The sequence below is a fragment of the Streptomyces sp. NPDC005820 genome, from assembly GCF_040630255.1.
Lineage (GTDB): Bacteria > Actinomycetota > Actinomycetes > Streptomycetales > Streptomycetaceae > Streptomyces.
This window is the reverse complement of the sequence record NZ_JBEXXE010000019.1, coordinates 169537-191931: the sequence shown is the minus strand read 5'-3', so window position 1 is coordinate 191931 and position 22395 is coordinate 169537. Positions and strand designations below refer to the sequence as shown.

Here is a 22395-nt window from a genome sequence, read left to right as displayed (position 1 = left end):
AGCTCGATGATCTCCGGGCTGATCACCGGGGCGAGCGCCGAGTAGTCGTACGGGAGCTCCGGGAGCGTGTAAACCGCCATGTCCAACGTCCTCCGCCATAATTGCCACTCATGTGCAACTGCACGCTAGCAGCAAGAGAGGCGCACTGCCGTCAGGCGTTGGCCCTAGGACCCTGTGCCGTGTCGCGGCGGGCGCGGGACGCGGCACTTCGAGAGGAGCGGGGAGGCGAGCGGGTCCGCGCGGCGGCAGGGCGGCGCCGCCCGAACCCCGTGCGCTGTTGCAGCGGCACGGGTTGCGCTGCACCCCGGGGCGCCTGCAGGTCGTCGCGCTGTTCGCGACTTAGAGCCGCCATGCACCCCACCCACGGTCCACCGCTCCAGAACCGACTCCCACACGGCACGGCAGGGGGCGCGGGGCGACATCCGCAGGTCGAACTGTCAGGCAAGACGGGCCCCGCGCCCGGGTGCCAGTCTCGCGCAGGAACCCAGCCATCTGCAAGGGTTTCGCTATTGCGAGAAATCTGCAATAAGGCTACGGCCGGCGGACCTGGATCCGGCCGAGGTCGACATGCGCACGATCCCGAGAGTCCTAGTCGATGCCCTGTTCGGCGGGGACCGGTCCTTCGGCCAGTCCCGCCGTCCACTTCTCCTCGATCCGGCCGACCTTCCACACCAGCAGGGCCACGGCCCAGGTCGCGAAGAACAGGCCGACGACGACGTATCCGATGATGTTCAGGTCCAGGCCGGACACCCAGTCCCAGAAAGCGCCGTGCAGCTCCGCCTTCTCCGCGATCAGGCCGAGCAGTTCGACCGTGCCGATGATGAGGGCGACGGCGACGGACAGGCCGGTGACGGTGAGGTTGTAGTAGACCTTGCGGACCGGCTTGGAGAAGGCCCAACCGTAGGCGAAGTTCATGAACGAGCCGTCGATGGTGTCGAGGAGCGACATGCCGGCGGCGAAGAGGACGGGCAGGCAGAGGATCGCGTACCAGGGCAGCCCGGAGGCGGCACCCGAGCCGGCCAGCACCAGGAGCGCGATCTCGGTCGCGGTGTCGAAGCCGAGGCCGAAAAGGAGACCGAGCGGGTACATCTGCCAGGGCTTGGTGATCGACTTCATCAGGCGGCCGAGGATGCGGTTCATGAAGCCGCGCTTGTTGAGCTGTTCCTCCAGGGCTGCCTCGTCGAAGCGGCCGGAGCGCATCTGCCGGAAGACCTTCCAGATACCGGCCATGATCACGATGTTGATGATCGCGATGACGTAGAGGAAGGTCCCGGAGACCGTCGTACCGATCCACCCGGTGATGCTGTGCAGGGTGGAGTCGTCGTTCTCGACCGGGCCGGCCAGCGCCTTCACGCCGAGGGAGAGCAGGAAGGCCAGCGCGAAGACGATCGACGAGTGGCCGAGAGAGAACCAGAAGCCGACGGACAGGGGCCGCTGCCCCTCGTTCATGAGCTTGCGCGTGGTGTTGTCGATCGCGGCGATGTGGTCGGCGTCGAAGGCGTGCCGCATGCCGAGGGTGTAGGCGGTGACACCGATGCCGATGCCGAAGGTCTTGGTCCCGAGGCTGTAGTGCTCGGGTGCGACGACCGCGACCAGGGTGACCCAGCCGATGACGTGCAGCGCCAGGATGAACGCGGCCATCCCGCCGAGGCTCGCCCACTCCTTGCGGGTCATCGACGTACGGATGCGGTGCCATCTCGGCGATTTGTTTTCAGCCACACCTTCCAGGTTGCTGCATATGAGTTGCAGGTAAAAGTCGGCCGCGGCAAAGTCCGGGTCAGGTTTCAGCCAGCATCCGGGAAAGCATGCCGGTCGCCCACCAACCCTTCCGACCCGCCCCACCGGGCGGGTTCACATCCCGAAACTCTTATTGCACACTACTTGCAACAACCTATCTGGGGCGAGAAGGGGCGGGAGGGGTGGGGATGGGTTCCACGATCGTGCTCGGCATCGAGTCGTCGTGCGACGAGACCGGGGCGGGGCTGGTCCGGGACGGGCCGCTGCCGGGGCATGCGGTGGCGTCGAGCATGGACGAGCACGCCCGGTACGGCGGGGTGGTGCCCGAGATCGCGGCACGCGCTCATGCGCACTCCGTGCACCCGGTGATCCGGCGGGCCCTGGACGAGGCGGGCCTGCGGCTGTCCGACATCGGCGCGGTCGCCGTCACCACCGGGCCCGGCCTGTCCGGGGCGCTCCAGGTGGGCCTGGCCGGGGCGAAGGGCATCGCCTGTGCACTGGGCGTGCCGCTGTACGGCGTCCATCACCTGGCCGGCCACGTCGCCGCCGACACCCTCGAACACGCTCCGCTGCCCGACCCGTGCATGGTGCTGATCGTCTCCGGCGGGCACACCTCCCTCCTCCCCGTCCGCGACCTGGCCCGCGATCCGATCGTCCACCTCGGGGACACCCTCGACGGCGCGGCCGGGGAGTGCTTCGACAAGGTCGCCCGGGTCTTCGGGCTGCCGTATCCGGGCGGCACGGCGATCGACCGGGCGGCGCGCGCGGGGGATCCGCACGCGATCCCCTTCCCGCGCCCGTTGCCGGGGTCGTACGACTTCTCCTTCTCCGGGCTGAAGACGGCCGCCGCCCGCTGGGCCGAGGGCCATGTGGGCCGGGAGCTGCCGGTGGCGGACGGCGCGGCCTCACTCCAGGAGGCGGTCGCGGACGTGCTGACCCGCAAGGCGGTGGCGGCCTGCCGGGCGTACGGCGTGGGCACGCTGGTCGTGGTGGGCGGGGTCGCCGCGAACTCGCGGGTGCGCTCCCCGGCAGAGGAGCGCTGCCGCTCGGCGGGGATCGAAAGGCGCGTGCCTCCGCCGAGGTTGTGCACGGACAACGGTGCGATGATCGCCGCCGTCGGTGACCTCCTCGTACGGGCAGGGGCCGAACCCGCCCCGCTCGACGTGTCGATCGACCCGTCGGCGCCGCTGGAGCACGCGGCGCCGCACCCGCTCGCGGCAGGAACGGTGGCGGCCTGATGCACAGGGACATCCGTGTCTTCAAGGGACGCGACCTGCTCGCCCACTCCGAGGCCCTGCACTCCGTCTATGTCGAGGCGTTCTGCGCGCCGCCCTGGAACGAGGACACCGAGAAGGCGATCGAGTTCCTGGGCCGGCTGGTGCACGACGTCCGGCGTCCGGGCTTCACCGCCGCGCTCGCCTTCGCGGACACGACGGTCGTCGGCTTCACGACGGCGTGGACGACACGTGCCCCCTTCCCCACCGACCGCTGCTACCCCGAGGCCGCGGCGGGCCTGGGCCCGGAGCGCACCGTGGACTGGCTGGTCGACGCCCGCGAGATCGACGAACTCGCGGTCCGCCGCACCGCCCACGGCACCGGGCTGGCCGGCGACCTGCTGGAGGCGGTCACGGCGGACGCCCCCGACGGCCGCTCCTGGCTCCTGACCTCCGTTCGGTCCGAACGGGCCATGTCCTTCTACCTCCGCCACGGCTGGACCCAGGCCACCCACCCCTCCCCCGACGGCCAGGGCATCGTCGTCTTCCTCGGCCCCCACCACCCGGCCCGTACGCTCGCCCCGCAACCCCTGTAGTCCGCCGGTTCCCCTTTTGGCCGGACCAATTGCCCGTCTTGTCACCGCCCATCAGGATCCCGGGGCGGAGTTCAGAAAGAGTGCGGAGCGGTATGGAAGCCTCGACCTGACGAAAGGTCATGCGGGTGGCCGCGTTCCGGGATGGGCGGCTGTTCACCGGACCCGGTCGCGGCACACCGGAGAGATCGTCACTGCCGCCACGGCGGGGAAAAACGAACGCCGACGACGGGACGTCGTCGGAGCCGCGTCGCGTTTTCGCAGGTCAAACGTATTGATCGATGTCGACCCTGCACAGTGCTTGTCGATCCGTGCCGGTCCTTGTGGCCCCTGTTTGGCCCCTGAGTGTCTTTGAGGGGCGCTCCGAACCCGCGGCAGCCAGGGGCTGCCCAGTTCGGCGAGCGGGTCGGAGCCTTGCGCAGCGGATCTCCCTTCCAACGCGCAGAGGCTCCGCCCCGGTACTGGGGGACGGAGCCTCTATGGCCGTTGTCGCAGGCCAGCACGTATACGCAGAGCATAGCTCCGGGCCAACAAGCAAGACCAGATGCGGCTCATGTGCTCGGATGCCGCGGCGGGCTGTCGACCGGCGTCGTCGAGACGGCGGCTCATCGCTCATGTCGTTCGGGCCGGAGACGGGCCCTCGCCGACCGGCCTGGTGGGGCGGAGAGCCCGAAGTGACTGAAGATGTGGAGGGGTCGGCCAGTGGATAGGCTGTTCTTACGTTCTACCCCGTTTGACCTCTTTGGGCTGGTTATCGGGTGCGGGAGGAGAGCCGATGCGAAGCCTGGCACGGATCCCCTTGGAAGGCGAAGGCACCATCCTGGTCGAGGCTGCCCCGGATGCTGTGGCTCAGCCTTTGCAGGAAGGGACAGTGAAGGCTGGACGCGTGGGTAACGCCATCCGCGAGCTGCCAGTGAGTCTGGAGGCGGCGCTGGCGCCCGTGCGGGATGCCGCGCGAGTGATGCTGGAGCAGTTACGGCAAGCCGGTTCGGACGCGGTCGAGGTCGAATTCGGCGTGCACCTCGCGACGCAGGCCGGGGCGGTCATCGCCAGCAGCGAGGCGTCCTGCAATGTGAAGGTCAGGCTCCTGTGGGACAACGGTGACAGAGCCTTGGGACACGGCCTGAGGGCGGGGCCATGACTGGCACGGGTTCTGTTCCCTCGGGCCCCGGCGGAGAGATGCGTTCCGCGCTGCCCGCCGCGGTTGCCCAGATACTCGCCGCCGAAGGCGGCGTCGCCGGGGCGGGCTTCCTGGCAGCCGAGGACACGCTGATCACCTGCGCGCATGTGGTGCGCGACGCCGGAAGCGGGCCTGGTGGACAGGTGGAACTCGCCTTCCCACACGCCCCCGGCACACCACGAAGGTTCGGGCGGGTGCTGGACGGGCAATGGCGGGCGCCGGAGGCGGAGGATGTCGCCTTCGTGCAGGTGAGCGGCGGCGCGCCGACAGAGGCTCGCACGGTGGCACTGGGGTCCGCTGCGGAGAGTCAGGGCCATGCGGTCAGAGCCTTCGGATTTCCGATGCACGCACCACCGGGGGGCCACTTCGGATACGGGGTGGCCGGGGACCTGTTGCCCACGACCGCCGGTACCGGGGCAGTCCTGCAGTTGACCGGGGCGAACGACCTGACGAGGGGGTTCAGTGGCGGGCCGGTGGCCGACGAGGTGACCGGTCTGGTGGTCGGAATGGTGACCGCCTTCACCACCCCTGACGAGCACCTCAGGGGCCAGGGCATCGCGTACGCCACTCCCACGGAGGAACTGCGCGAGGTGCGGCCGGAGCTGGTGGAGCGGCAGGTGTCTCCCTACCGAGGTCTGGAGCCGTTCACCGCGGAGCATGCCGAGTGGTTCCACGGCCGGGATGCCGCGATCGAGAAGGTGCTGGCCGCACTGCGCAGACAGCGGCGGGCCCTGCTGCTGTTGGGGCCCTCAGGGGCGGGTAAGTCCTCGCTGATCCAGGCGGGCGTACTGCCGGCGCTCGCTGCGGGCGCACTGCCCGGCAGCGACCACTGGCTTCCCGTACTCGCCCGCCCCGGACAGGATCTGCTGACCGAGCTGGATCATGCCGGCATGCCAGGTGCCGTGAGCGACGGCATCGCCGAGGCGGCCGAGCAGGCGCTCGCCGCCGAGTGCCCCCGCTCCCATCTGCTGCTGATCATCGACCAGCTCGAAGAGCTCCTCACCCCACCCGCCGCCACCCAGAAGCTGTCCGACGTGCAGCTGGCAGCCGTGGAGGAACTGGTGGCGGCGATCGGCTCACGGACCACGCTCAGCGTGGTCCTGGTTATGCGCGACGACTTCTACCCACGCCTGGCCGCCCTGGCCCCCACGCTGCTCGAGGTGTTGGAGGCCCAGGGCGGCACGGTGAACGTGCCCAACACATTGAGTGTGCCCGAGCTGCGGGCGATCATCGTTGAGCCGGCTTTGTCGGCGGGCGCGCGTTTCCAGGACGGGCTGCCCGACCGCATCATCAACGACGTCCTGGCCAACGAACTCACCGACACTCTCGCTCGCCGGGCACCAGTGACCTCCCTGCCCCCGCTGGAGCTGGCCTTGAGCCAGCTGTGGGACGACCGCCGTGACGGCTTTCTCACCCACGAGGCGTATCAGCGAATCGGCGAAGTCACAGGCGCCCTGGCGACCTGGTGCGACACTGCCCTCGGCCAGGTGCCGGCCGATCAGCGTCCCGTGGCGCAGCGCATCCTCACTGCCCTGGTACGACCCGCCGACCCCACCCACTCCGTGCCCGCCACCCGCCAGCAGGTCCGCCTGGCCGACCTGCATGCCCTTGCCGCCACGGGCACTGCCGCCGATCACCACACCGGCGGCGGCGTCACCGGTGAGGTCCTGGCCGCCCTGACCCGCCACCGCATCATCACCACCGGCACCGCCGACATCCCCGGCTGGCCCGACGACGCTCCGCGCGAGCCGGTGGCCGAACTGATCCACGACGCCCTCATCCGCGACTGGCCCGACCTGCGCGCCTGGGTCGCCGAAGACCACCGCTTCCACGACTGGTTGCGCCGGGCCGGTGAGCGGCGTGCCCGCTGGGCCGACAGCAGCCATCCCGGAGACCTGCTGCGCGGGAGCGACCTGGCCGAGGGACTGGACTGGTCTCGACAGCGAGGGCTTCCTGGCGACGTCGCCGCGTTCCTACACGCGAGCGAGGAGGCGGAGCACGCCGAACGCGAACGGGAACGGCGCCGGACGCGACGCCTCCAACAACTGCTCGCGGGCGTCGCGGTGGCGTTGTGCCTGGCGCTGATCGCCGCGGGGCTGGCCTTCTGGCAGCGGCAGACCGCTGTCTCCAGGCAGCGGATGGTCCAGTCAGGGCGACTGGTCATTCAGTCCACCGCCCTCCTGGACACCGATCCCGACCTGGCCTCGCTGCTGGCCATCCACGCGTACGAGACCAATCCCACCGCCGAAGCCACGCTCAACCTGTTCGCCGCGGCCGCCCTGCCTCTCCGGCAACGCCTCACCGGCCACTCCGAGGTCGTGAGGTCGGCGGCGTTCAGCCCGGACGGCAAGACCCTGGCCACCGGCAGTGACGACCACACGGTGCGGTTGTGGGACGTGGCTTCCGGCCGCACCAGGGCGACCCTGAAGCATCGCGACGGCGTCACGTCGGTGGCGTTCAGCCCGGACGGCAAGACCCTGGCCACCAGTTGGGGCGACAGAGTTGACCTGTGGGACACCACCTCCGGCCGCACCCGGGCCACCCTGAAGCACCCCGACTCCGTGCTGTCAGTGGCGTTCAGCCCGGACGGCCGAACCCTCGCCGCTGGCGTTTATGACGACTCCGTGCGGCTGTGGGATGTAGCCACTCACCGTTCCCTGGCCAGCCTCACCGGCCACACAAGAAGCGTGGAGTCGGTGGCCTTCAGCCCGGACGGCAAGACTCTGGCCAGCAGTGGCTTGGACTACACCCTACGGCTCTGGGACGTAGCTTCCAGGCGGACTCGGGTCAGCTTTTACCAGCCCTACGGCATGCCGTCGGTGACCTTCAGTCCGAACAGCAAGACCCTGGTCACTGGCATGGGGAATGGCGTTGTGCAGTTGCGGGACGTGTCCTCCGGTCGCATCCGGTCCACCTTCACCGGCCACACGAGCAGCGTGGAGTCGGTGGCGTTCAGCCCGGATGGCAAGACTCTGGCCACCGGTAGTGAGGACAGCACCGTGTGGTTGCGGGATGCGGCTTCCGGTAATACGCGGGCCACGTTGCATTCCCCCGCCGCTGTAACGTCGTTGGCGTTCAGCCCAGATGGCCGGACCCTGGGCACTGGTGGCGTGGATGCCTCAGTGAGATTGTGGGACGTCGCCACAGAACGCGCCAAGGCCTCACTCACCGGCCTTACCGAAGACGTGGAATCAGTGGCGTTCAGCCCGGACGGCAGAACACTGGCGGCGGGCGGTGAAGACCCGGCAGCGCGGTTGTGGGACGTTGCCACCCACCGAGTCAGAGCCACGCTCGCCTACCACACCATCAGCCTGGAGTCGCTGGCGTTCAGCCCGGACGGCAAGACCCTGGCCACCGGAGGGCTGGGCGATGGGAAGAACCCCTTCGCCAGCACAGTGCTGCTGTGGGACGTGGCTTCCGGCCGCGCCCGCGCCACGCTGACGAGCCAACCCGGCGTGGTGCGCTCCGTGGCGTTCAGCCCGGACGGCAAGACCCTGGCCATCGGAAGTGCAGGTGGCCTGCGATTGCGGGACGTGGCATCCGGGCGCACACGGGTCGTTCCCACCGACCCCGACCACAGTGTGGAGTCGGTGGCGTTCAGCCCGGACGGCAGGACCCTGGCCACCGGAAGCGGGGGTGGCGCAGTGGGGTTGTGGGACGTGGCCTCCGGCCGCGTCAGGGCCACTCTCACCGGTCATACCGACCTGGTGACGACGATGGCGTTCAGCCCGGACGGCACCGTTCTCGCCACCGGCGGTTGGGACGACACCGTGCGGCTGTGGGACGTGGCCACCGGCGATACCCGAGCCACCCTCACCGGACACACTCAGGACGTGGAATCGGTGGATTTCAGCCCGGACGGCAGGACCCTGGCCACCGGTGGCGCCGACGGCGCCGTCCGATTCTGGGACGTGGCATCCGGGCGCACACGGGCCATCCTTGCCACCAACACGAACGGCGTGCTGTCGGTGGCGTTCAGCCCGGACGGCAAGACCCTGGCAACCGGAAGCCGTGGCGAGGGCACGGTGCGGCTGTGGGACGTGGATCTGCCCGACCAAGCCGAAGCGATCAAGAAAATCTGCCGAGTTGTCCAGCGGGACCTCACCAGGCAAGAACGGTCGGTGTACTTCCCGGGCCACTCACCCGACCCCGCGTGCTCGTCCCAGTGAAAGAGCGTTCATCCCGCCAGTCGTCCCTGATTCGAGGTTAGCGCGCCCTGCCCGCACTGCGATCGCGGAGCGGGCAATGGACGAGCACCGTGCGGCCCTCTGGGGTATGTCGGACCAACACCGATCAAGATTGCCGATTAGTACAGTTGCCCTCAGTACCGCACCGCCCGCCCCACTGGCGGCAGCACGCACGAGCATCCGCTTCGCCCCAGCGCACGCTCGGAGGAAGCCGTCCGCCTCACCGTCGAGCTGGCGCCCGACGTCGTGTTGATGGACGTGCGCTTCGCCGGCGAGGACGGCGGGTTCGACGGCGTGGAAGCCGTGCGCCGGCTGGCCTCCGTGGCCCCGGCGACGCCCGTGGTGATGCTCACGAGCTATTCCGGACGCGCCGACGTCGTCCGCGGGCCCTGGAGGCCGGCGCCCGTGGCTACGTACTCAAGGCTGGACCGCCCGGCCAACTCTTCCGGGCGGTACGCGGCACCGCCGAGGGCGGCATGGGTCTCTCACCCCAGCTGGTCGATCGGCTGGTGACCCAAGTGAACATGCTTTCCACTGAGTTGACGGGGCGGGAAATCCAGGTCGTCCGGCTGATGGCGGAGGGGAACAGCAACCGTTCGATCGCGCAGTCCCTGTACCTGGGCGAGGCCACGATCTCGCAGGGTTGGCTTCAAACGACTGGGCGACACCGTCCTCCTCCACCAGAAGCCGGAAGGGCGCCGGGCGACAGGGAACGGTGTTACTGAGGAGGGCTTAGTGCTTTCTTCCGATGCAGGTTGCGCCGAGAGACCGATTCCCGCAGTGCGGACAGTCACTAGTGTCGATCTCATGAGCGACGCAGCGCGAAAAACCACCCACGACCGCGCATTGGAAGCAGTCCGGGGCTACGCGAACCACGATGCCGTCGCGGTGGGGGACGCGCTGACCGGTCTGGAGGACGACCGCTGGATCGAGGTGTACGCGGTCCTGAGCGGCCTACTGCGGTCGACCATCAGCATCATGGAATTGACGGGCGAACGGTGGAAGCTGTGCCACCTGGTTCGGTATGTGGATGAGGTTTCCGCCGCGGCCCCGCCCCACTACGAGTTCGCCATCGCCGCGGCAGCACGGGCGTGGGCCGACGGAGACGAGTCGGCACTGCTCGCGATGGCGCGCCATGACCTGGTCGGGGCGGTGCACATGACGGCGGTGTTCGTGGTTGTCGCGGGGCATGCGTTGTGGGGTGCGAGTGGCTTCCACGCTGTGCTCCGTGAATTCCAGGAGACCGCGGCCGAACTGGTGGAGGATCCCGCTTCCGGAATCTGACCACGTATCCGGCACTGCCGGAATCAGACTCTCGTCGGCTTCGTCGTCGATGCCACCTGCCTGCGAAGCCGGCGAGAACCCTCCTGTTTTGCGGCTGCCCGGGCCGGTGTCAGCAACGCTCTTTGCGCCAGCGGCCGGCCCGGCACCGTAGAAGTCGGGCGCCGCACCGAAGAGCTTCCCAGGTTCGGCGGTGCCGTCGAGGATGTCGGGCATCAACTCCTCGGTGAGCCGCGGCCCGGGAGGAGACCTCCGGGCCGGTCGGCACCTCCCCGTAGGGCGGGACGCAGCCGTCGAAGGAACGGTCGCCCTTCCCAGCCCGTGCGGTCGCGGGCGTCGGAAACGTCTTCCCGCCATGACGGCGGTGTCGACGGCCCGGCCCGTCGACGGCGTGCCGGTCAGGGTGCGGCTTGGAGGCCTTCCGCATCGGCGATGCCGGTCACCCGCCGCACCAGATCGGCCCAGCTGCGTCGCAGCCGCTCGGTGGTGACCTGGGGATCGTTGCGCAGGTAGTCAAGCGTTTCCAGGTTCACGAAGGCGAGCAGGGCGTGGGCGAGCATGTCGTGGTCACCGTCGATTCCGGCTTCTTTCAGGAGTGACGAGACGTGGTGGTGGAAGGCCTGGCCGTAGTGCGAGGTGTGGCGGCGGTCGCAGGGGATCTGGCGGCCCAGCGCGGGGCCCAGGTCTGTGCCGTCGGCGACCCGCTCGATCAGCGCACAACCGAACGCCGTCAGCCGATCGCCCGGCGATGCGCCCGGCCCGAGCGGAGGGGGACCGGAGGTGTAGGCCCCGTGGAACTGCGCCTCGACGTCGTCGATCAGCGTGAGCAGCAGTCCGTCACGATCACCGAACCTACGGAAGAGCGTGCCCTTGCCCACCCCGGCCTCCCGGGCGACCTCGTCCATGGTCAGGTGTTCGACTCCCCTGTCGGCCACCAGCCGGGTGGCCGCGTCCAGCAGCCGGGCTCGGTTGCGGACGGCGTCCACCCGCTCCGCCGTCACATCATGCGGTGGCTGTTTCATCGCTCACTCCGCGGTATCCCACGTACGTACCGCGCCCGTACTGCACTTGCACCGAATAGACGGGAACGGGCGGGTCGCCGGAGGGTCGAGGGAGAAACAGCGACGCCACGCTCCAATTCGAAGCGCCACGGAACGCCCTCCTCCAGTTGGTCGAACTCGCAGAGGTACGTGTAGTCGATGCGGGACATCGGTCTCCTCGATACATCTATGACAAGCGGGCAGGCCACCGGCTCGGTCGGGTGCAGCGGGCAGATCCGCCCGTCCGTTATGTCACGCGTGTGCTTCGGCTGGTCAGCAACGCTAGCGACGCGTCCCACCAGGCGGGACCGGCCCCAGCCCGAACCCGACTCGGCACTTGGGCCTAGGCCGGCTGCCAGATCAGCGCACGGGCGAACCGGCTGTGTGCGCCGCCTCCGCTTCGCCGGAGGCCGGGGCCCCGGCGCAGGGCCCCGGCCTCCGGCCGCTGATCACGCGAGGTTCTTCGTGCAGAACTCCTCCAGCTTGTCGAACGGGATCAGGCCGGTCTTGTCGTAGAGGTCCACGTGTCCGGCGTCAGGAACGGAGTAGAGCTCCTTCGGCGCCGCCGCGAGTTCGTTCGACCTGGCCCGCGCGGCCCGGCCTGCCCGCCGCGCGCCGTCCCGCCGCAGGGACGTCGAGGTTCCGCCCCGCATTCAGTGGCTGCAGGACTCCGTGACGTTGTCCTCGGCGTTCGTACGCAACGGCCGCCAGGATGTCATCGCGAGCAATCCGCCGGCCCGAGCCCTGCACACACCGATGTTCGACAGCCCGACCGCCGGCCAACACGGCCGCCCCAACATGGCCCGCCATATCCGGTGTTTCCGGAGGGTCGGCCTCTCGCGCATCGCCGCTGATGAAGGGTGGCGGCTATGGACACCAGCGCGACGGCGAATCTGGCTCCCGGAGTGCCGTCTGGGCGGCTTCCCATGCCTCGCGGCTCGCCCAGCGCGCGACGTTGATCACCTGGAATCGGGACTCCGATGACATCGCCCGGTGCAGTTTCGTACCCAGGAAGCCAGGGGCGTTGCGCATGATGTGCGCGCGGGCGCGCCATCGTGCGACGAAGGCGTCAACCTGCTCCGCGGGCATTTCGAAGACGTTGATGAACGTGCCAGGTCCGGTGTTGTCGTTCAACTCTGTCTCCTCACATTTCAGTGGATGGCTTCGTCAGCGACCCGGGGAGCGGCGGTGATCGCCGGAGCCTGCGGCCACGGCGCCGGCGTCGTGCTACCCGCCTGTCGGCGGGCGCGGTTCAGCGGAATGCGGGCATGATCTGCTCGGCATAGGCCTTGAGTTGGCCGCGCTGGATCTCCGGTGCGTCATCGCCGTACAGGGCCTGTGCCCAAAACTCCCAGACCAGCCAATCGAGTCGGCCGCCGCCCGCCTGGACCGTCTTCTCAAGATCGTCGCGCACTTGGTCCGGGGTGCCGCACAGGAGCGCGCCCGTCTCGTGCATGCGGCGGGTCAGTGCCCGTGCGTCGCCCAGGTTCAGGCGCCGGTCCGGGGCGTCAGAGGGGATCCGGAAGGCTTCGTTGATGCCGAACGCCTGGAAGAAGTTCTGGTACCAGTAGCCAGCGGTTCGGACCGCGAGATCGAATGCCTCGTCGAACGTGTCACCGAGGACGATCTTCCGTACGATGCCGACACCTTCTCCCCGCGGCAGATCACGGCCGTTTTCGCGGGCGATGTCCTGGTACTGCTCGGTCAGCGGGCCCAGGTGCTCAACGCCTGCGAGAGACAGCAGGGTCCGGCCGTGGCGTGCGGCGTCGATCGCGGTCTGCCGTGAGTAGGTGTTGGGGATGAAGATCGTCGGCCGGTGCAGAGGCTTGGGGAGCACACCGATCTTGTGCACCGTGCCCTCGGCGTCGACCTCGTCCGGGCTGCCGTAGGCGCGGGTCCAGTCGGCCAGTGCCCAGTTCCGGATGCCCTCGGCCGGGTAAGGAATCTGGAAGTGCTTGCCGTTGTGCTGGAAGGAGTCCTCGTCCCAGGCCCGCTCCACGATCGACAGGTACTCGTCGAAGATCTCCCGGTTGCGCGCGTCGGAGTCCGGCTGCATGGAGGTGACGGCGTCGTCCTGGGCCAACGTCTGCATCCAGCGGGTCTGATAGCCGCGGGCGAAGCCGACGCCGATCCTGCCGGGGTACATGTGGCTGAACAACGCCAGGTCCTCGGCGACGCGAATGGGGTTCTGCGCGGGAAGGATGATGGACAGGGGGACGAACATGATCCGCTCGGTCTGCGCCGCGAGCTTTGCGTAGAACAGCAGGGCGTTGGGGATGGTCTCGCCGCCCTCGGTCTGAAAATGGTGCTCGGTACTGCCGAGACCGTCGAAGCCCAGTTCGTCGGCCCATCCGGCGATGTCTCCGTAACTGCGCAACATCCCTTGGTAGGCGTCGGTGTCACGGGCGATCGGCCGGCGGGCACGTCGCTCCTCGGGCGATGCGGCGACGTTCGTGGCACACATGATCAATGTCTTCATTGAGGCTCCCAAGTTGAAACATCATGTTCCGACTGGAACATAGTGCCCCACGCTTGAACTTGGGGCAAGCTGTTCCATCTGCAAGAATCGGGGTCATGACACCATCGGACGGCGGACTCAATCCGCAGGTGGCACGCTCGCAGGCGGCGGCCCTGGACGCCGGCCAGAAGATCCTGCGGTCGGAAGGCGCGGAAGCCGTGACCTATGTGACGGTGGCCGAGCGCAGCGGCGTGGGCCGCACCACGCTGTACCGGCACTGGCCAACCATCGAGCACTTCCTCCGCGACGTTCTGCTGCGTAACTGCGCTGTGACCCACCACACCCCGACGGGTGCCACGCGCGAGGATCTGATCGAGGAACTCGACGGCTTCCGGGTACAGCTGGGCAGCCCTTCGCTGGAGCGACCGATGACCACGATCATGGACCGGGCCTCGCGCGACGCGGAGTTCGCGCAGCTGTGCGGCGAGCTGTACGAGGCCTGTTCAGGCACCGTCGCACAGATCATCCGCACGGCGAGAAAGAGCGGGGACGTCGACGACAAGGTCGATGTCTCACAGGCGATTGCCGAGTTGGCCGGGCCCCTCGTCTTCCAGCGACTCCTGGGGCGGCAGGACATCACGCGTGAGTTCGTCGAAAACGTCGTGGACGACTTTCTGCGTGCCCACCGGGCCGTGCCTGCGGACGAACGTGACGCGCGTGCGGCCGTCACCTGACGCCTTCGGCCTGAGCATCACCGACCCGGCCGGCATTACAGTCTCCGGTTCAGCCAAGCGTCTATGTAGCCGGTGGTGCGTTCACCGTTGCGCTGCAGCAAGGTCGTGACCGGCGTCGCGGACGACCTTCATTCGACACGGGGACTGGCCGGATAGGCGGCCGGCTCCGCAGCGACGGTCCTGTCGCGATCGGCAGGATCGAAGAAGAAGGTGTCGTGCTCACCCACGACCGACAGCACCGGGACGACGACGTCCTTGGCGAAGTGCCCGGCGGACTGCTCCTCCGTGAAGTCGGAGACTTCGCCCTCGGTGGCGGTCTGCTTCACCGAATCGTCGGCGTCGACAGGCCGGGTCCTCGGCGGCGGGGCGGTTCAGAGTACCGAAGAGCCCCGCGGCGGCGCCTCCTTGATGCAGCAGTCCGGTGACGACGACCGCGTCGACGTCTTTGTAGGTCGCCGCTTCCCGGGTTGCCACCGCACTGCCCAGAGAGTGGCCCACCAATGCGACGGGCAGCCCCTCGTAGGTGGCCCTGAGCCTCGTGACGAGTTGGTGAACGGTCGTGGCTTGGCTGGTGTTGTTCACCTCGTCCGCGGCCGGATGGCTGGGACCTGCCGGTCCCGATACGGTCAACGACGACGGAGACCCACCCGTCGCCCGCTGCATCCCGTGCCTGGGAAACCCAGCCGCGGGAGGTCTTCAGGTCGAAGTAGCGGTGGTCATACGTGGCGCTGGAAAAAAGCACCTGGACCCCTCGGACATGCCCGCCCTCCGGTTCGTAGATCACGGAACTGAGGACCTGGTCGGCCCGTCCCCCGTCGGTAAGCGAGACCTCCAGCGTGACCGTGTGGCGGCTGAAGCCGGAGCCGTCCCCACTGGCATCGGCCGGGTCCGGCATGACGACGCTCAGGGTCGTGATCGTCAGAGCGCCGGCCACCGCGACGACAGCACGGAGGGATCCGGGCAGCCTGTCGATTCTCTTGGGCAAGTCGGAGATCACCCTTTCGGAAGTTGGCTGGGTGCGGCCGAGACCGGGCCACCCGGCACGAACAGCGGTACAGCAGTGGTCGTGACCTCGGCCCTCGGCCGAGGTACTCGGCGCCGCATACACCGTTCGAACGACAAGGCCGCCGGTCTCATGCTCGCGAACCTGCTTCGCACACCCCGGTTCGCCGCTGTGACTGCGTATCTCCCGGGCGGCAGTTGTCTCTGCTCCGACTCACCGCGGAGTTTGGAGCCGGTGGTAGCCGAACTCGGCGCGCGCGTCGCGCAAGGTTGCTCCGTGCTCGACGGCTCGGCGGATGTGCGCTTCGGCGTCTCTGATCCCCACAGCGGCTTCGAGCACCGCTTCGGTCCGGGTTGCCGGGATGGCGACCACGCCGTCCCCGTCGCCGAGCAGCCAGTCGCCCGGCGAGACGCGCACGCCACCGATGGTCACGGGCTCGCCGATCGAGTCGACTCGGACCCGGTCCTTGCCCGTGCGCATGAAGTTGCCGCGCGAGTAGATGGGATAGGTGAGTTCCAGTGAGCGGTCGACGTCGCGGCAGACACCGTCGATCACCGTGCCGGCCACGCCGTTTCGGGATGCGGTGGAGGTCAGCAGGTCACCCCACACGGTGACGTCCGTCCTGCCGGAGTTGTCGATGACGACGACCTGCGGAGCGGCGAGGTCGTCGATGTAGTCGCCCACGGTGCCCGCATCGACGCCCGTGGGCGCGTATCGCAGCGTCCAGGCCTGCCCGACCAGTCGGAAGCTGCGGTCCAGCGGCGCGATGCCGAGGCACTGTCCGTCGATGCCCAGGCGGTCGAGGGCGTCGCTGACGTCCGTGGTGCTGAGGGTCTTCAAAATATGCTGAGCGTCTTCAGCCCGCATCTGCATGGTCGCTCCTTGCGAACGGAGATTGCCGACGGCCGGCCACAGAATGGAAGTTTCGAGGTCCGTAAGGGCTGACGGCCCCACTCATCCGGTGTGTTCCGTCGGGAGGCCGTAGATGTCGATCGTGGTCTCGCCGGCGCTCAGCCGGGTCATGATGTCGGCCTCGGCCGAGTCGCGCCGTTCCGCTTCCGCGAGTGCCTTTGCCGCGTCCGCGGCGGGAAGCACCACCACGCCGTCATCGTCGGCCAGCACGAGATCTCCACGCCGCACGACCACGTCACCGATGCGTACTGCTGAGCCGACGTCCCCGTCTCCTTGGGGGTTCTTTGTGGTTCCGCGGACGCTGACCGCACCCGCGAAGGTGGGGAACCCACGCGCGATCAGCTCGGCCGAGTCGCGAACCCCGCCGGTGATGACCAGGCCCGCGATGCCGCGATGCTGCGCGGCCGCTGTCATCACTTCGCCCCAGTAGCCGTGTTCCAGGCCGGAGCCGGTGTCGACCACCAGAACATCGCCGCGCTCGGCGGCATAAATGGCACGGTGCAGCCAGAGGTTGTCGCCGGCCGGGCTGCGTACCGGCAGGGCCGGTCCGATTACCCGCATGCCTGGATGGATGGATCGGATGACGGCCGGCAGGGCACCCACCTTCCCCGCGGCCTCGTACAGGGAAGCGGATCCTACGGTGATCTCGCTCGTCTCGGGCCGCTCCGCACGGTCAGAAGATGGCATGTGCGTCACAGCTCCACGGGTACGCCGGTCGGCGTGAGCAGGAGTTCGGTGTCGGCAGGGGCGAACTTGGCGAGCAGGTCGCAGTGAAGCTCGCGATGAGCCGGGGCCAGGCCACCTTGGTGGATCGGGACCGCCAGACGCGGCGCGACGGCGCGCAGATAGTCCACCGCCTCCGACAGCTTCATCCATGGTGCGCCGATGGGAAGCAGCAGAATGTCGACAGGCTGGTCGGGTACGACGAGCGCATCACCTGGGTGCCAGATGCGCTGGGCGATTCCGTAGGCGTTGTTCGTCAGCTCCGGCAGTGCCGGATGGATGGTCGCGTGGGGTGTCGTCCTCGCCATCACGTCCCAGCCGGCGATGTCCGCTCGGGCGACGTCGTCGCTTGAGAGCACGACGGCTCGCTCGCGCTCGTCGGGCGGCAGCATGCTGGGGACGCCGGGGCTCGCGAATACTTCGAGTTGGGGGTTGGCTCGACGCAACTGGTGCAGTTTTGCCAGTTCGAGGTGGTCAGGGTGCTCATGGGTGATGAGCACCGCGTCGACGTCGCCGATGGCGTCGATGCTGTCCGCGAGGGTTCCGGGGTCGATCAGTACGGTGCCGGCCGAGCCTGCCGGATCGTCGATCAGAACGCATGAGTGGCCAAGGTGTGTCAGCCGCACTGTCTTCCTTCTGTTCATGTAGTCGTCAGCAATCCCTCGGGCAGGTCGGCCGCAGGCGCCGACCGAGTGGTGAGCCCGCGCACCAGGTAGTCCCACACCGAGCGAACGGCTGTGTCGGAATGGATGTGGGCCCGCTTGGACGCCGACTCCGTCTCGTCGGACCAAGTGGCCCAACCGCCGAACGTGCGCGTGAGCAGCTGCTGCCTGGCGGCCTGTTCGAGCAGGATCGCGGCCACGGTGGCGGTGGGAAGGTCCGGGCCCACGGTGACCATCCCGTGGTTCACCAGAAACACGGCGGAGGCCTCACCCAGCCGAGCCGCGACCTTCTTGCCGAGGTCAGGGGTGAGAATCAGGTCGGCCGTGCCGGTGAAGCGCGGAACGCCGTGCGGCGCGAAGTAGTTGGCCGCGTGGCTGACCGGAAGCAACGGTTGTCCCGCAGCGGCAAGTGCGAGGACGTACGGCGAATGGGTGTGCACCACCCCGCCCACGTCCGGACGTGCCGCCATGATCTCGGTGTGGATCGGGTACTCGCTGTGCCGCGGACCTGAGCCGTCGACGACCGTCCCGGCCGCGTCCACGAGATGGACGCGTTCTGGAAGCACCTCTTCGAGGCCCCAGCCGGCTTCCTTGATGTATACGGCGTCCGACCCGGGGTCCCGGGACGAGGCGTGCCCCCACACCAGGTCCCCGTGGCCGGCCGCGCCGAGAACGCGGGACGCCAGAGCGACTGTTCTTCGTATCTCGTTGTCCACATTCGCCTCCTGGGTCTGTCGACCGAAGCGACCGACCCGACTATGATGTGCGATACTCGCACAGTGCCGTGCTAAATTGGCACATCACATGTAGCATGGGGTTTTCCGAGTCGTCAAGAGGTGGTTTCCGATGAGTGGCCGTGAAGCACCAGCGCCGATCGCCCAGACCCTGGACCGCGGGCTGCAGATCCTCGAAGCAGTGGCGCACACCGGTGATTCCCTGACCGTCGCCGAGGCCGCCGCGGCAGTCGGCCTGGATCGAACCGTCGTACATCGGCTGGTCGCGACGCTCGCGGCTCGCGGCTACCTCCAGCGCGCGAGCACCGGCGGCTACCGCCTCGGCCCGACGTGCCTGGCGCTGGCGTCGGTTGTCACCGATCTGCGTGCCACGGCCAGACCTCACCTTGAGGCGCTGCGTGAAGCCACCGGTGAGACGGTCCATCTGGTCGTCCTCTCCGGACGGGATGTCGTGTTCGTCGACAGCGTGGAGAGCATCCACGCGCTGCGGGTCGCCAGTCGCACTGGACGCCTCCTCCCGGCACACGCAACCTCCGTGGGCAAGGCCCTTCTGGCAGCACTGCCGCCCGATCGCTTCCAGGCGCTGTACGGCCACGCCGATCTCGTAGCCGTCACGAAGCGGACGATCTCCGATCCCCACGCGCTCGAACGGGACCTCGCGGCGACCCGTGAACGGGGCTACGCGACCAGTCGCGGCGAGAGTGAGAACGGTGTCGGCTCCGTCGGAGTGGCGGTCTGCAACGCGGCCGGTGAGCCCCGGGCTGCCCTGAGCGTCGCCATGCCGCTGGACCGCCTCACCGACGCAGTCGAGCAGCAGGCCGTCGCGGCACTGCGGTCGTCGGCGGCGGAGTTGGGCGCTCAACTGTGAGCTGCCTGAACCTCGCTCGGGCGTACAAGTCCGGGTGACTGTCACATCCCAAGGCGTAGAAAGGGCAGAACGTGGTGAGAAACGCATTCAAGGCGCCGCCGCCCTATGCCATCAACAGTGTGGACCACGCACTGCGCGCTGCGATCATGCTGCAACTCGAAGGCGGGCTGACCGTCTCGCACATCGCGGACCGCCTCGGCGTCGCCCGCTCAACTGCACACCGTCTGCTGGCCATGCTGGTCTACCGTGACTTCGCTGTGCAGAACGACGATCGCACCTACCGCGCAGGCCCCGTCCTTGAGCTGTCGGTACAGTCCCCATCGCTCGTGGCGGCCCTGCGCGCCGCCGCTCTGCCGCACCTTCGCCACGTCGCCGACTCGCAGGGCGAAACTGCCAATCTGATCATCCGTACCGGCCATACCGTCAGGTTCATCGCCAGCGCGGAGTCCTCCCAGGCACTGCGCGTGGGCTCCCGCGAAGGCATGGTCTTCCCCGCGCACCGAACCACCGGCGGACTACTCCTCCTCGCCGCACTCCCACCGGATGAACTGAGCGAGCTCTACGCGGTACGGCGATTCCCTGACGACTCCCTGGACCGTCCCAACCTCACCGCGCTGCAAGCCCGTTTGTCCCATGTTCGACGATCCGGCTATGTCGTCAACAGAGAACTGTCCGAGCGGGGACTGGTCGCGGTGGGCGTGCCGGTTCGTGGCGCAGACGACCGCCCCGTCGCCGGCCTGTCGCTTTCCATGCCGTCGGTGCGATACGAGCCTGATCGGTTGCCGATCCTGCTCGACACGTTGAAGTCTTCAGCCTCAGCAATCGAGGAGGATCTGCGGTCGGCGAACAGGCCAGGCTGACAGGCGCACCCGCGGAGAGCGAAGGCTCGGCGGGGCACACAACCGCTGCACGGAAGCCCGCACTGAAGGCCGAGGGCCGGTGTCACCGCGAAGCAGATCGCATGGACTCCGCTCCGAGCCCGATGCTGGGGTAGATCCGCGGCTCTTGATCCGTGGTCAGGGCAGTGGGGCCGTACAGCCAGTCGGTGTAGGTGTAGTCGTAGGTATCCCGGGCCCGGAGCAGGAGGTTGCGCTGTTCCCGCTGAGCGCCATCGTGGTGCCAGAGCCGACCCCACTTCCGGCTGGCCAGCTGGACACGCTCGCAATGTGCCGGTCGGACCTCGTTGTAGGCGCGGGTGACTTCGCGCCAATCGACTCCCGCCCCTGGCCGGTGTCGTGACCGCTGCTGCAGGCTGACGTGTTCGGCGAGGACCCACCCGTCCTCCAAAGCCATGATTGCGCCCTGGGCGATGTACTGGAGAGGTGGGTGCGCGCTGTCACCAAGGAGCACGACGTTGCCGTACACCCAGTTCTTGATCGGGTCGCGGTCGTACATCCGCCACCATCGGTCCCGCCACATCAGCGGAAGCCCGTCTTGTACCGCCTGGCAGGTTCCGTCGAAGGCGTGGTCGAGTTCGTCGGGTGTCCCCCAGTCCTCCATGCCGGCCAGTGCCTTCGGCGACTCGAAGACGGCGACCTGATTGAACATCTCGCCGCCACGCAAGGGATATTGGACGAAGTGGCAGCGCGGCCCCACATAGACGACGACAGAGTCCTCGAAGATGTGGTTGTCGCGCGCCTGCCCGATCGGCACGGCACCTCGGTAGGCGACGTAGGCGGAGCTGACCGCCCGGTCGCCGACGAACTGGCGGCGAGCGGTCGAGTGCAGGCCGTCGGCGGCTACCACGACGTCGGCGGATGCCGTACTTCCGCTCTCAAAGTGGACGCGCGCGCCACCGGGGATGTTCTCGTACTCCGTCACCTTGTGATCGGTGAGCAGCTCGACGTCGGCGTCCTGACAGGCCCTCAGCAAGGCTCCATGGAGGTCGCTACGATGGGTGACCAGGTAGGGGAAGCCGTAGCGGTGTTCAAGGTCGCGCAGGTCCAGTCGAGTGAGCTCGGTGCCCTCGATCGCGTCGAGCATGACCATTGCGTCGGGAGACACTCCATGTCGTCTGACTTCGTCGAGCAGGCCGTACTGGTCCAGGACGCGGGCGCCGTTGGGGGCGATCTGCAGGCCGGCACCGACTTCGCCGAACTCGGGTGACGACTCGTATACGGTGACGTCCAGGCCTTGGCGGCTCAGTCCGAGCGCGGCGCCCAGGCCTCCGATTCCACCGCCGACGACGATGACGTCCGACGTGGTTGCCCGGTTCATCCGGTTGTCTCCTCTGCTCAGGGCTGGAGTGGTGGTGTCGTCGTCGGCAGACCGCGTTTCCGATGCAGCGGATCAGGCCGTCTCTCGGAGGGTGTTGAGGGCTCTTGCCCACCACACGAGGTCGTCCAGCATTGCGTCGACGGATGGCTTGAGGGCGCTTTCGATCGCATTGATCGGCGCATTCTCGCCAAAGGGATGGACTTTGAAGAAGTCGCTGCCGCAGATGTGGGTGGTGAACTTGGAGGGAACCATCTGCAGCTCCACGGCTATGCCGCGTAGGTGCTCGATTGCCCGGGCGCCGCCCACACTGCCGTACCCCAACGCGGAGAAGGGTTTGCGGACCCATTCCACGTAGGCCTGGTCAAGGGCGTTTTTCAGCGCCCCGGTGATCGAGTGGTTGTACTCGGCGACGACGAAGACGAAGCCGTCGTACTGGCGGACCGCGTCCTGCCAGGCAAGCACCCGTGCGTCTTGGCTCGGCATGTGCAGATTGGATGCCGTCTCCGCAAAGAGCGGCAGGTCGAAATCGCGCAGATCGAGCTTGTCGAGCGTGACGTCGCTGCGGGACATGGCGTGCCGCAACAGCCAGTCCGCTGGTTTGTCAGCGTATCTCGTGGGACGGGTCGATCCGATGATGAGAGCCAGGCGAGGCGTCGCGTCCACAGTGCGCACTTCCTTGTTCGTGACGCCGCGGCGACGGGATCGCCCGCGTCAGCGGGGTTGCAGGTCATCACGTCAGACATCGCTGGGCGGGGTCAGGATGTCGTTTCCCTCGACCCCGCCGTCCGGTCTTTTTGCCGGCGAACTCGAACTCGACCACGTTCTCGTGGTGAAGCGAGAACTGGTGAAGGT

General features: G+C 68.1%; 23 protein-coding genes and 1 pseudogene. 11 read left to right on the top strand and 13 right to left on the bottom strand.

Annotation, left to right across the window (positions count from 1 at the left end):
* Together ABZ464_RS24365 and ABZ464_RS24360 are read right to left on the bottom strand one after the other, a co-directional pair.
* A pseudogene (locus ABZ464_RS24365) lies at nt 1–80 on the bottom strand (superoxide dismutase); the annotation flags it as partial.
* 508 nt (nt 81–588) lie between these two features.
* Nucleotides 589–1674, bottom strand: coding sequence for a HoxN/HupN/NixA family nickel/cobalt transporter (locus tag ABZ464_RS24360; RefSeq protein ID WP_359279754.1), 1086 nt, complete (start codon nt 1672–1674; stop codon nt 589–591).
* 251 nt (nt 1675–1925) lie between these two features.
* Here ABZ464_RS24360 and tsaD point away from each other — a divergent pair, with 251 nt between their 5' ends.
* The 7 genes from tsaD (at nt 1926) to ABZ464_RS24325 (ending at nt 10195) form a co-directional block, all read left to right on the top strand.
* Nucleotides 1926–2975 (top strand): tRNA (adenosine(37)-N6)-threonylcarbamoyltransferase complex transferase subunit TsaD, encoded by a 1050-nt coding sequence (tsaD, locus tag ABZ464_RS24355; RefSeq protein WP_359279744.1) that lies wholly within the window; start codon nt 1926–1928, stop codon nt 2973–2975.
* The gene (locus ABZ464_RS24350) at nt 2975–3547 is read left to right on the top strand and encodes a GNAT family N-acetyltransferase (protein WP_359279742.1); all 573 of its coding nucleotides are present in this window, start codon (nt 2975–2977) and stop codon (nt 3545–3547) included. Before tsaD ends, ABZ464_RS24350 begins: the two co-directional genes overlap by 1 nt.
* Before the next feature lie 772 nt (nt 3548–4319).
* On the top strand, nt 4320–4685 hold the full coding sequence (locus tag ABZ464_RS24345; protein ID WP_359279740.1) for a CU044_2847 family protein: 366 nt from the start codon (nt 4320–4322) through the stop codon (nt 4683–4685).
* Complete coding sequence (locus ABZ464_RS24340) at nt 4682–8893, top strand: trypsin-like peptidase domain-containing protein (RefSeq protein ID WP_359279738.1); 4212 nt, start codon at nt 4682–4684, stop codon at nt 8891–8893. The genes ABZ464_RS24345 and ABZ464_RS24340 overlap by 4 nt, the downstream gene beginning before the upstream one ends.
* 270 nt (nt 8894–9163) lie before the next feature.
* Nucleotides 9164–9424 (top strand): hypothetical protein, encoded by a 261-nt coding sequence (locus ABZ464_RS24335; protein ID WP_359279737.1) that lies wholly within the window; start codon nt 9164–9166, stop codon nt 9422–9424.
* Nucleotides 9388–9636 (top strand): LuxR C-terminal-related transcriptional regulator, encoded by a 249-nt coding sequence (locus ABZ464_RS24330; protein WP_359279736.1) that lies wholly within the window; start codon nt 9388–9390, stop codon nt 9634–9636. Before ABZ464_RS24335 ends, ABZ464_RS24330 begins: the two co-directional genes overlap by 37 nt.
* Before the next feature lie 82 nt (nt 9637–9718).
* The gene (locus ABZ464_RS24325) at nt 9719–10195 is read left to right on the top strand and encodes a hypothetical protein (RefSeq protein ID WP_359279734.1); all 477 of its coding nucleotides are present in this window, start codon (nt 9719–9721) and stop codon (nt 10193–10195) included.
* A gap of 395 nt (nt 10196–10590) precedes the next feature.
* Here the strand turns inward: ABZ464_RS24325 and ABZ464_RS24320 are convergent, their stop codons facing one another.
* Nucleotides 10591–11214 (bottom strand): helix-turn-helix domain-containing protein, encoded by a 624-nt coding sequence (locus ABZ464_RS24320; protein ID WP_359279732.1) that lies wholly within the window; start codon nt 11212–11214, stop codon nt 10591–10593.
* Between the two features lie 467 nt (nt 11215–11681).
* Nucleotides 11682–11885, bottom strand: coding sequence for a hypothetical protein (locus ABZ464_RS24315; RefSeq protein ID WP_359279731.1), 204 nt, complete (start codon nt 11883–11885; stop codon nt 11682–11684).
* 19 nt (nt 11886–11904) lie between these two features.
* Here ABZ464_RS24315 and ABZ464_RS24310 point away from each other — a divergent pair, with 19 nt between their 5' ends.
* Nucleotides 11905–12216, top strand: coding sequence for a hypothetical protein (locus tag ABZ464_RS24310; protein WP_359279730.1), 312 nt, complete (start codon nt 11905–11907; stop codon nt 12214–12216).
* On the opposite strand, the gene ABZ464_RS24305 is transcribed toward ABZ464_RS24310, so the two are convergent.
* Both ABZ464_RS24305 and ABZ464_RS24300 read right to left on the bottom strand, forming a co-directional pair.
* A complete protein-coding gene (locus ABZ464_RS24305) occupies nt 12100–12366 on the bottom strand; it encodes an antibiotic biosynthesis monooxygenase family protein (protein WP_359279728.1) in 267 nt (88 codons plus the stop codon). The two genes, ABZ464_RS24310 and ABZ464_RS24305, sit on opposite strands and share 117 nt — an antisense overlap.
* 118 nt (nt 12367–12484) lie before the next feature.
* Nucleotides 12485–13711 carry an LLM class flavin-dependent oxidoreductase gene (locus ABZ464_RS24300; RefSeq protein ID WP_359279727.1) on the bottom strand — a complete coding sequence of 409 codons (1227 nt, stop codon included), beginning with the start codon at nt 13709–13711 and terminating at the stop codon, nt 12485–12487.
* Nucleotides 13712–13734: 23 nt separating this feature from the next.
* Here ABZ464_RS24300 and ABZ464_RS24295 point away from each other — a divergent pair, with 23 nt between their 5' ends.
* Entirely contained in the window at nt 13735–14424 is a 690-nt protein-coding gene (locus ABZ464_RS24295) for a TetR/AcrR family transcriptional regulator (protein ID WP_359279726.1), read from the top strand.
* A 219-nt stretch (nt 14425–14643) separates the two neighbouring features.
* Here the strand turns inward: ABZ464_RS24295 and ABZ464_RS24290 are convergent, their stop codons facing one another.
* The 5 genes from ABZ464_RS24290 to ABZ464_RS24270 form a co-directional block, all read right to left on the bottom strand.
* The gene (locus tag ABZ464_RS24290; RefSeq protein WP_359279725.1) at nt 14644–15087 is read right to left on the bottom strand and encodes an alpha/beta fold hydrolase; all 444 of its coding nucleotides are present in this window, start codon (nt 15085–15087) and stop codon (nt 14644–14646) included.
* 553 nt (nt 15088–15640) lie between these two features.
* Nucleotides 15641–16300 carry an RraA family protein gene (locus ABZ464_RS24285; RefSeq protein ID WP_359279724.1) on the bottom strand — a complete coding sequence of 220 codons (660 nt, stop codon included), beginning with the start codon at nt 16298–16300 and terminating at the stop codon, nt 15641–15643.
* Nucleotides 16301–16381: 81 nt separating this feature from the next.
* On the bottom strand, nt 16382–17026 hold the full coding sequence (locus ABZ464_RS24280; RefSeq protein ID WP_359279723.1) for an RraA family protein: 645 nt from the start codon (nt 17024–17026) through the stop codon (nt 16382–16384).
* Nucleotides 17027–17031: 5 nt separating this feature from the next.
* Nucleotides 17032–17688 (bottom strand): MBL fold metallo-hydrolase, encoded by a 657-nt coding sequence (locus ABZ464_RS24275; RefSeq protein WP_359279722.1) that lies wholly within the window; start codon nt 17686–17688, stop codon nt 17032–17034.
* A gap of 14 nt (nt 17689–17702) precedes the next feature.
* The gene (locus tag ABZ464_RS24270) at nt 17703–18440 is read right to left on the bottom strand and encodes a class II aldolase/adducin family protein (protein WP_359279721.1); all 738 of its coding nucleotides are present in this window, start codon (nt 18438–18440) and stop codon (nt 17703–17705) included.
* Nucleotides 18441–18570: 130 nt separating this feature from the next.
* Between ABZ464_RS24270 and ABZ464_RS24265 the strand changes: the two genes are divergently transcribed.
* Nucleotides 18571–19326, top strand: a complete 756-nt coding sequence (locus ABZ464_RS24265; protein ID WP_359279720.1) for an IclR family transcriptional regulator — start codon at nt 18571–18573, stop codon at nt 19324–19326.
* 71 nt (nt 19327–19397) lie between these two features.
* Nucleotides 19398–20186: an IclR family transcriptional regulator gene (locus ABZ464_RS24260; protein ID WP_359279719.1), complete on the top strand. Its 789-nt coding sequence runs from the start codon at nt 19398–19400 to the stop codon at nt 20184–20186.
* A gap of 82 nt (nt 20187–20268) precedes the next feature.
* Here ABZ464_RS24260 and ABZ464_RS24255 read toward each other — a convergent pair whose 3' ends face one another.
* Nucleotides 20269–21543 (bottom strand): FAD-dependent oxidoreductase, encoded by a 1275-nt coding sequence (locus ABZ464_RS24255; RefSeq protein ID WP_359279718.1) that lies wholly within the window; start codon nt 21541–21543, stop codon nt 20269–20271.
* Between the two features lie 72 nt (nt 21544–21615).
* A complete protein-coding gene (locus ABZ464_RS24250; RefSeq protein ID WP_359279717.1) occupies nt 21616–22206 on the bottom strand; it encodes an NAD(P)H-dependent oxidoreductase in 591 nt (196 codons plus the stop codon).
* Nucleotides 22207–22395: the final 189 nt, after the last annotated feature.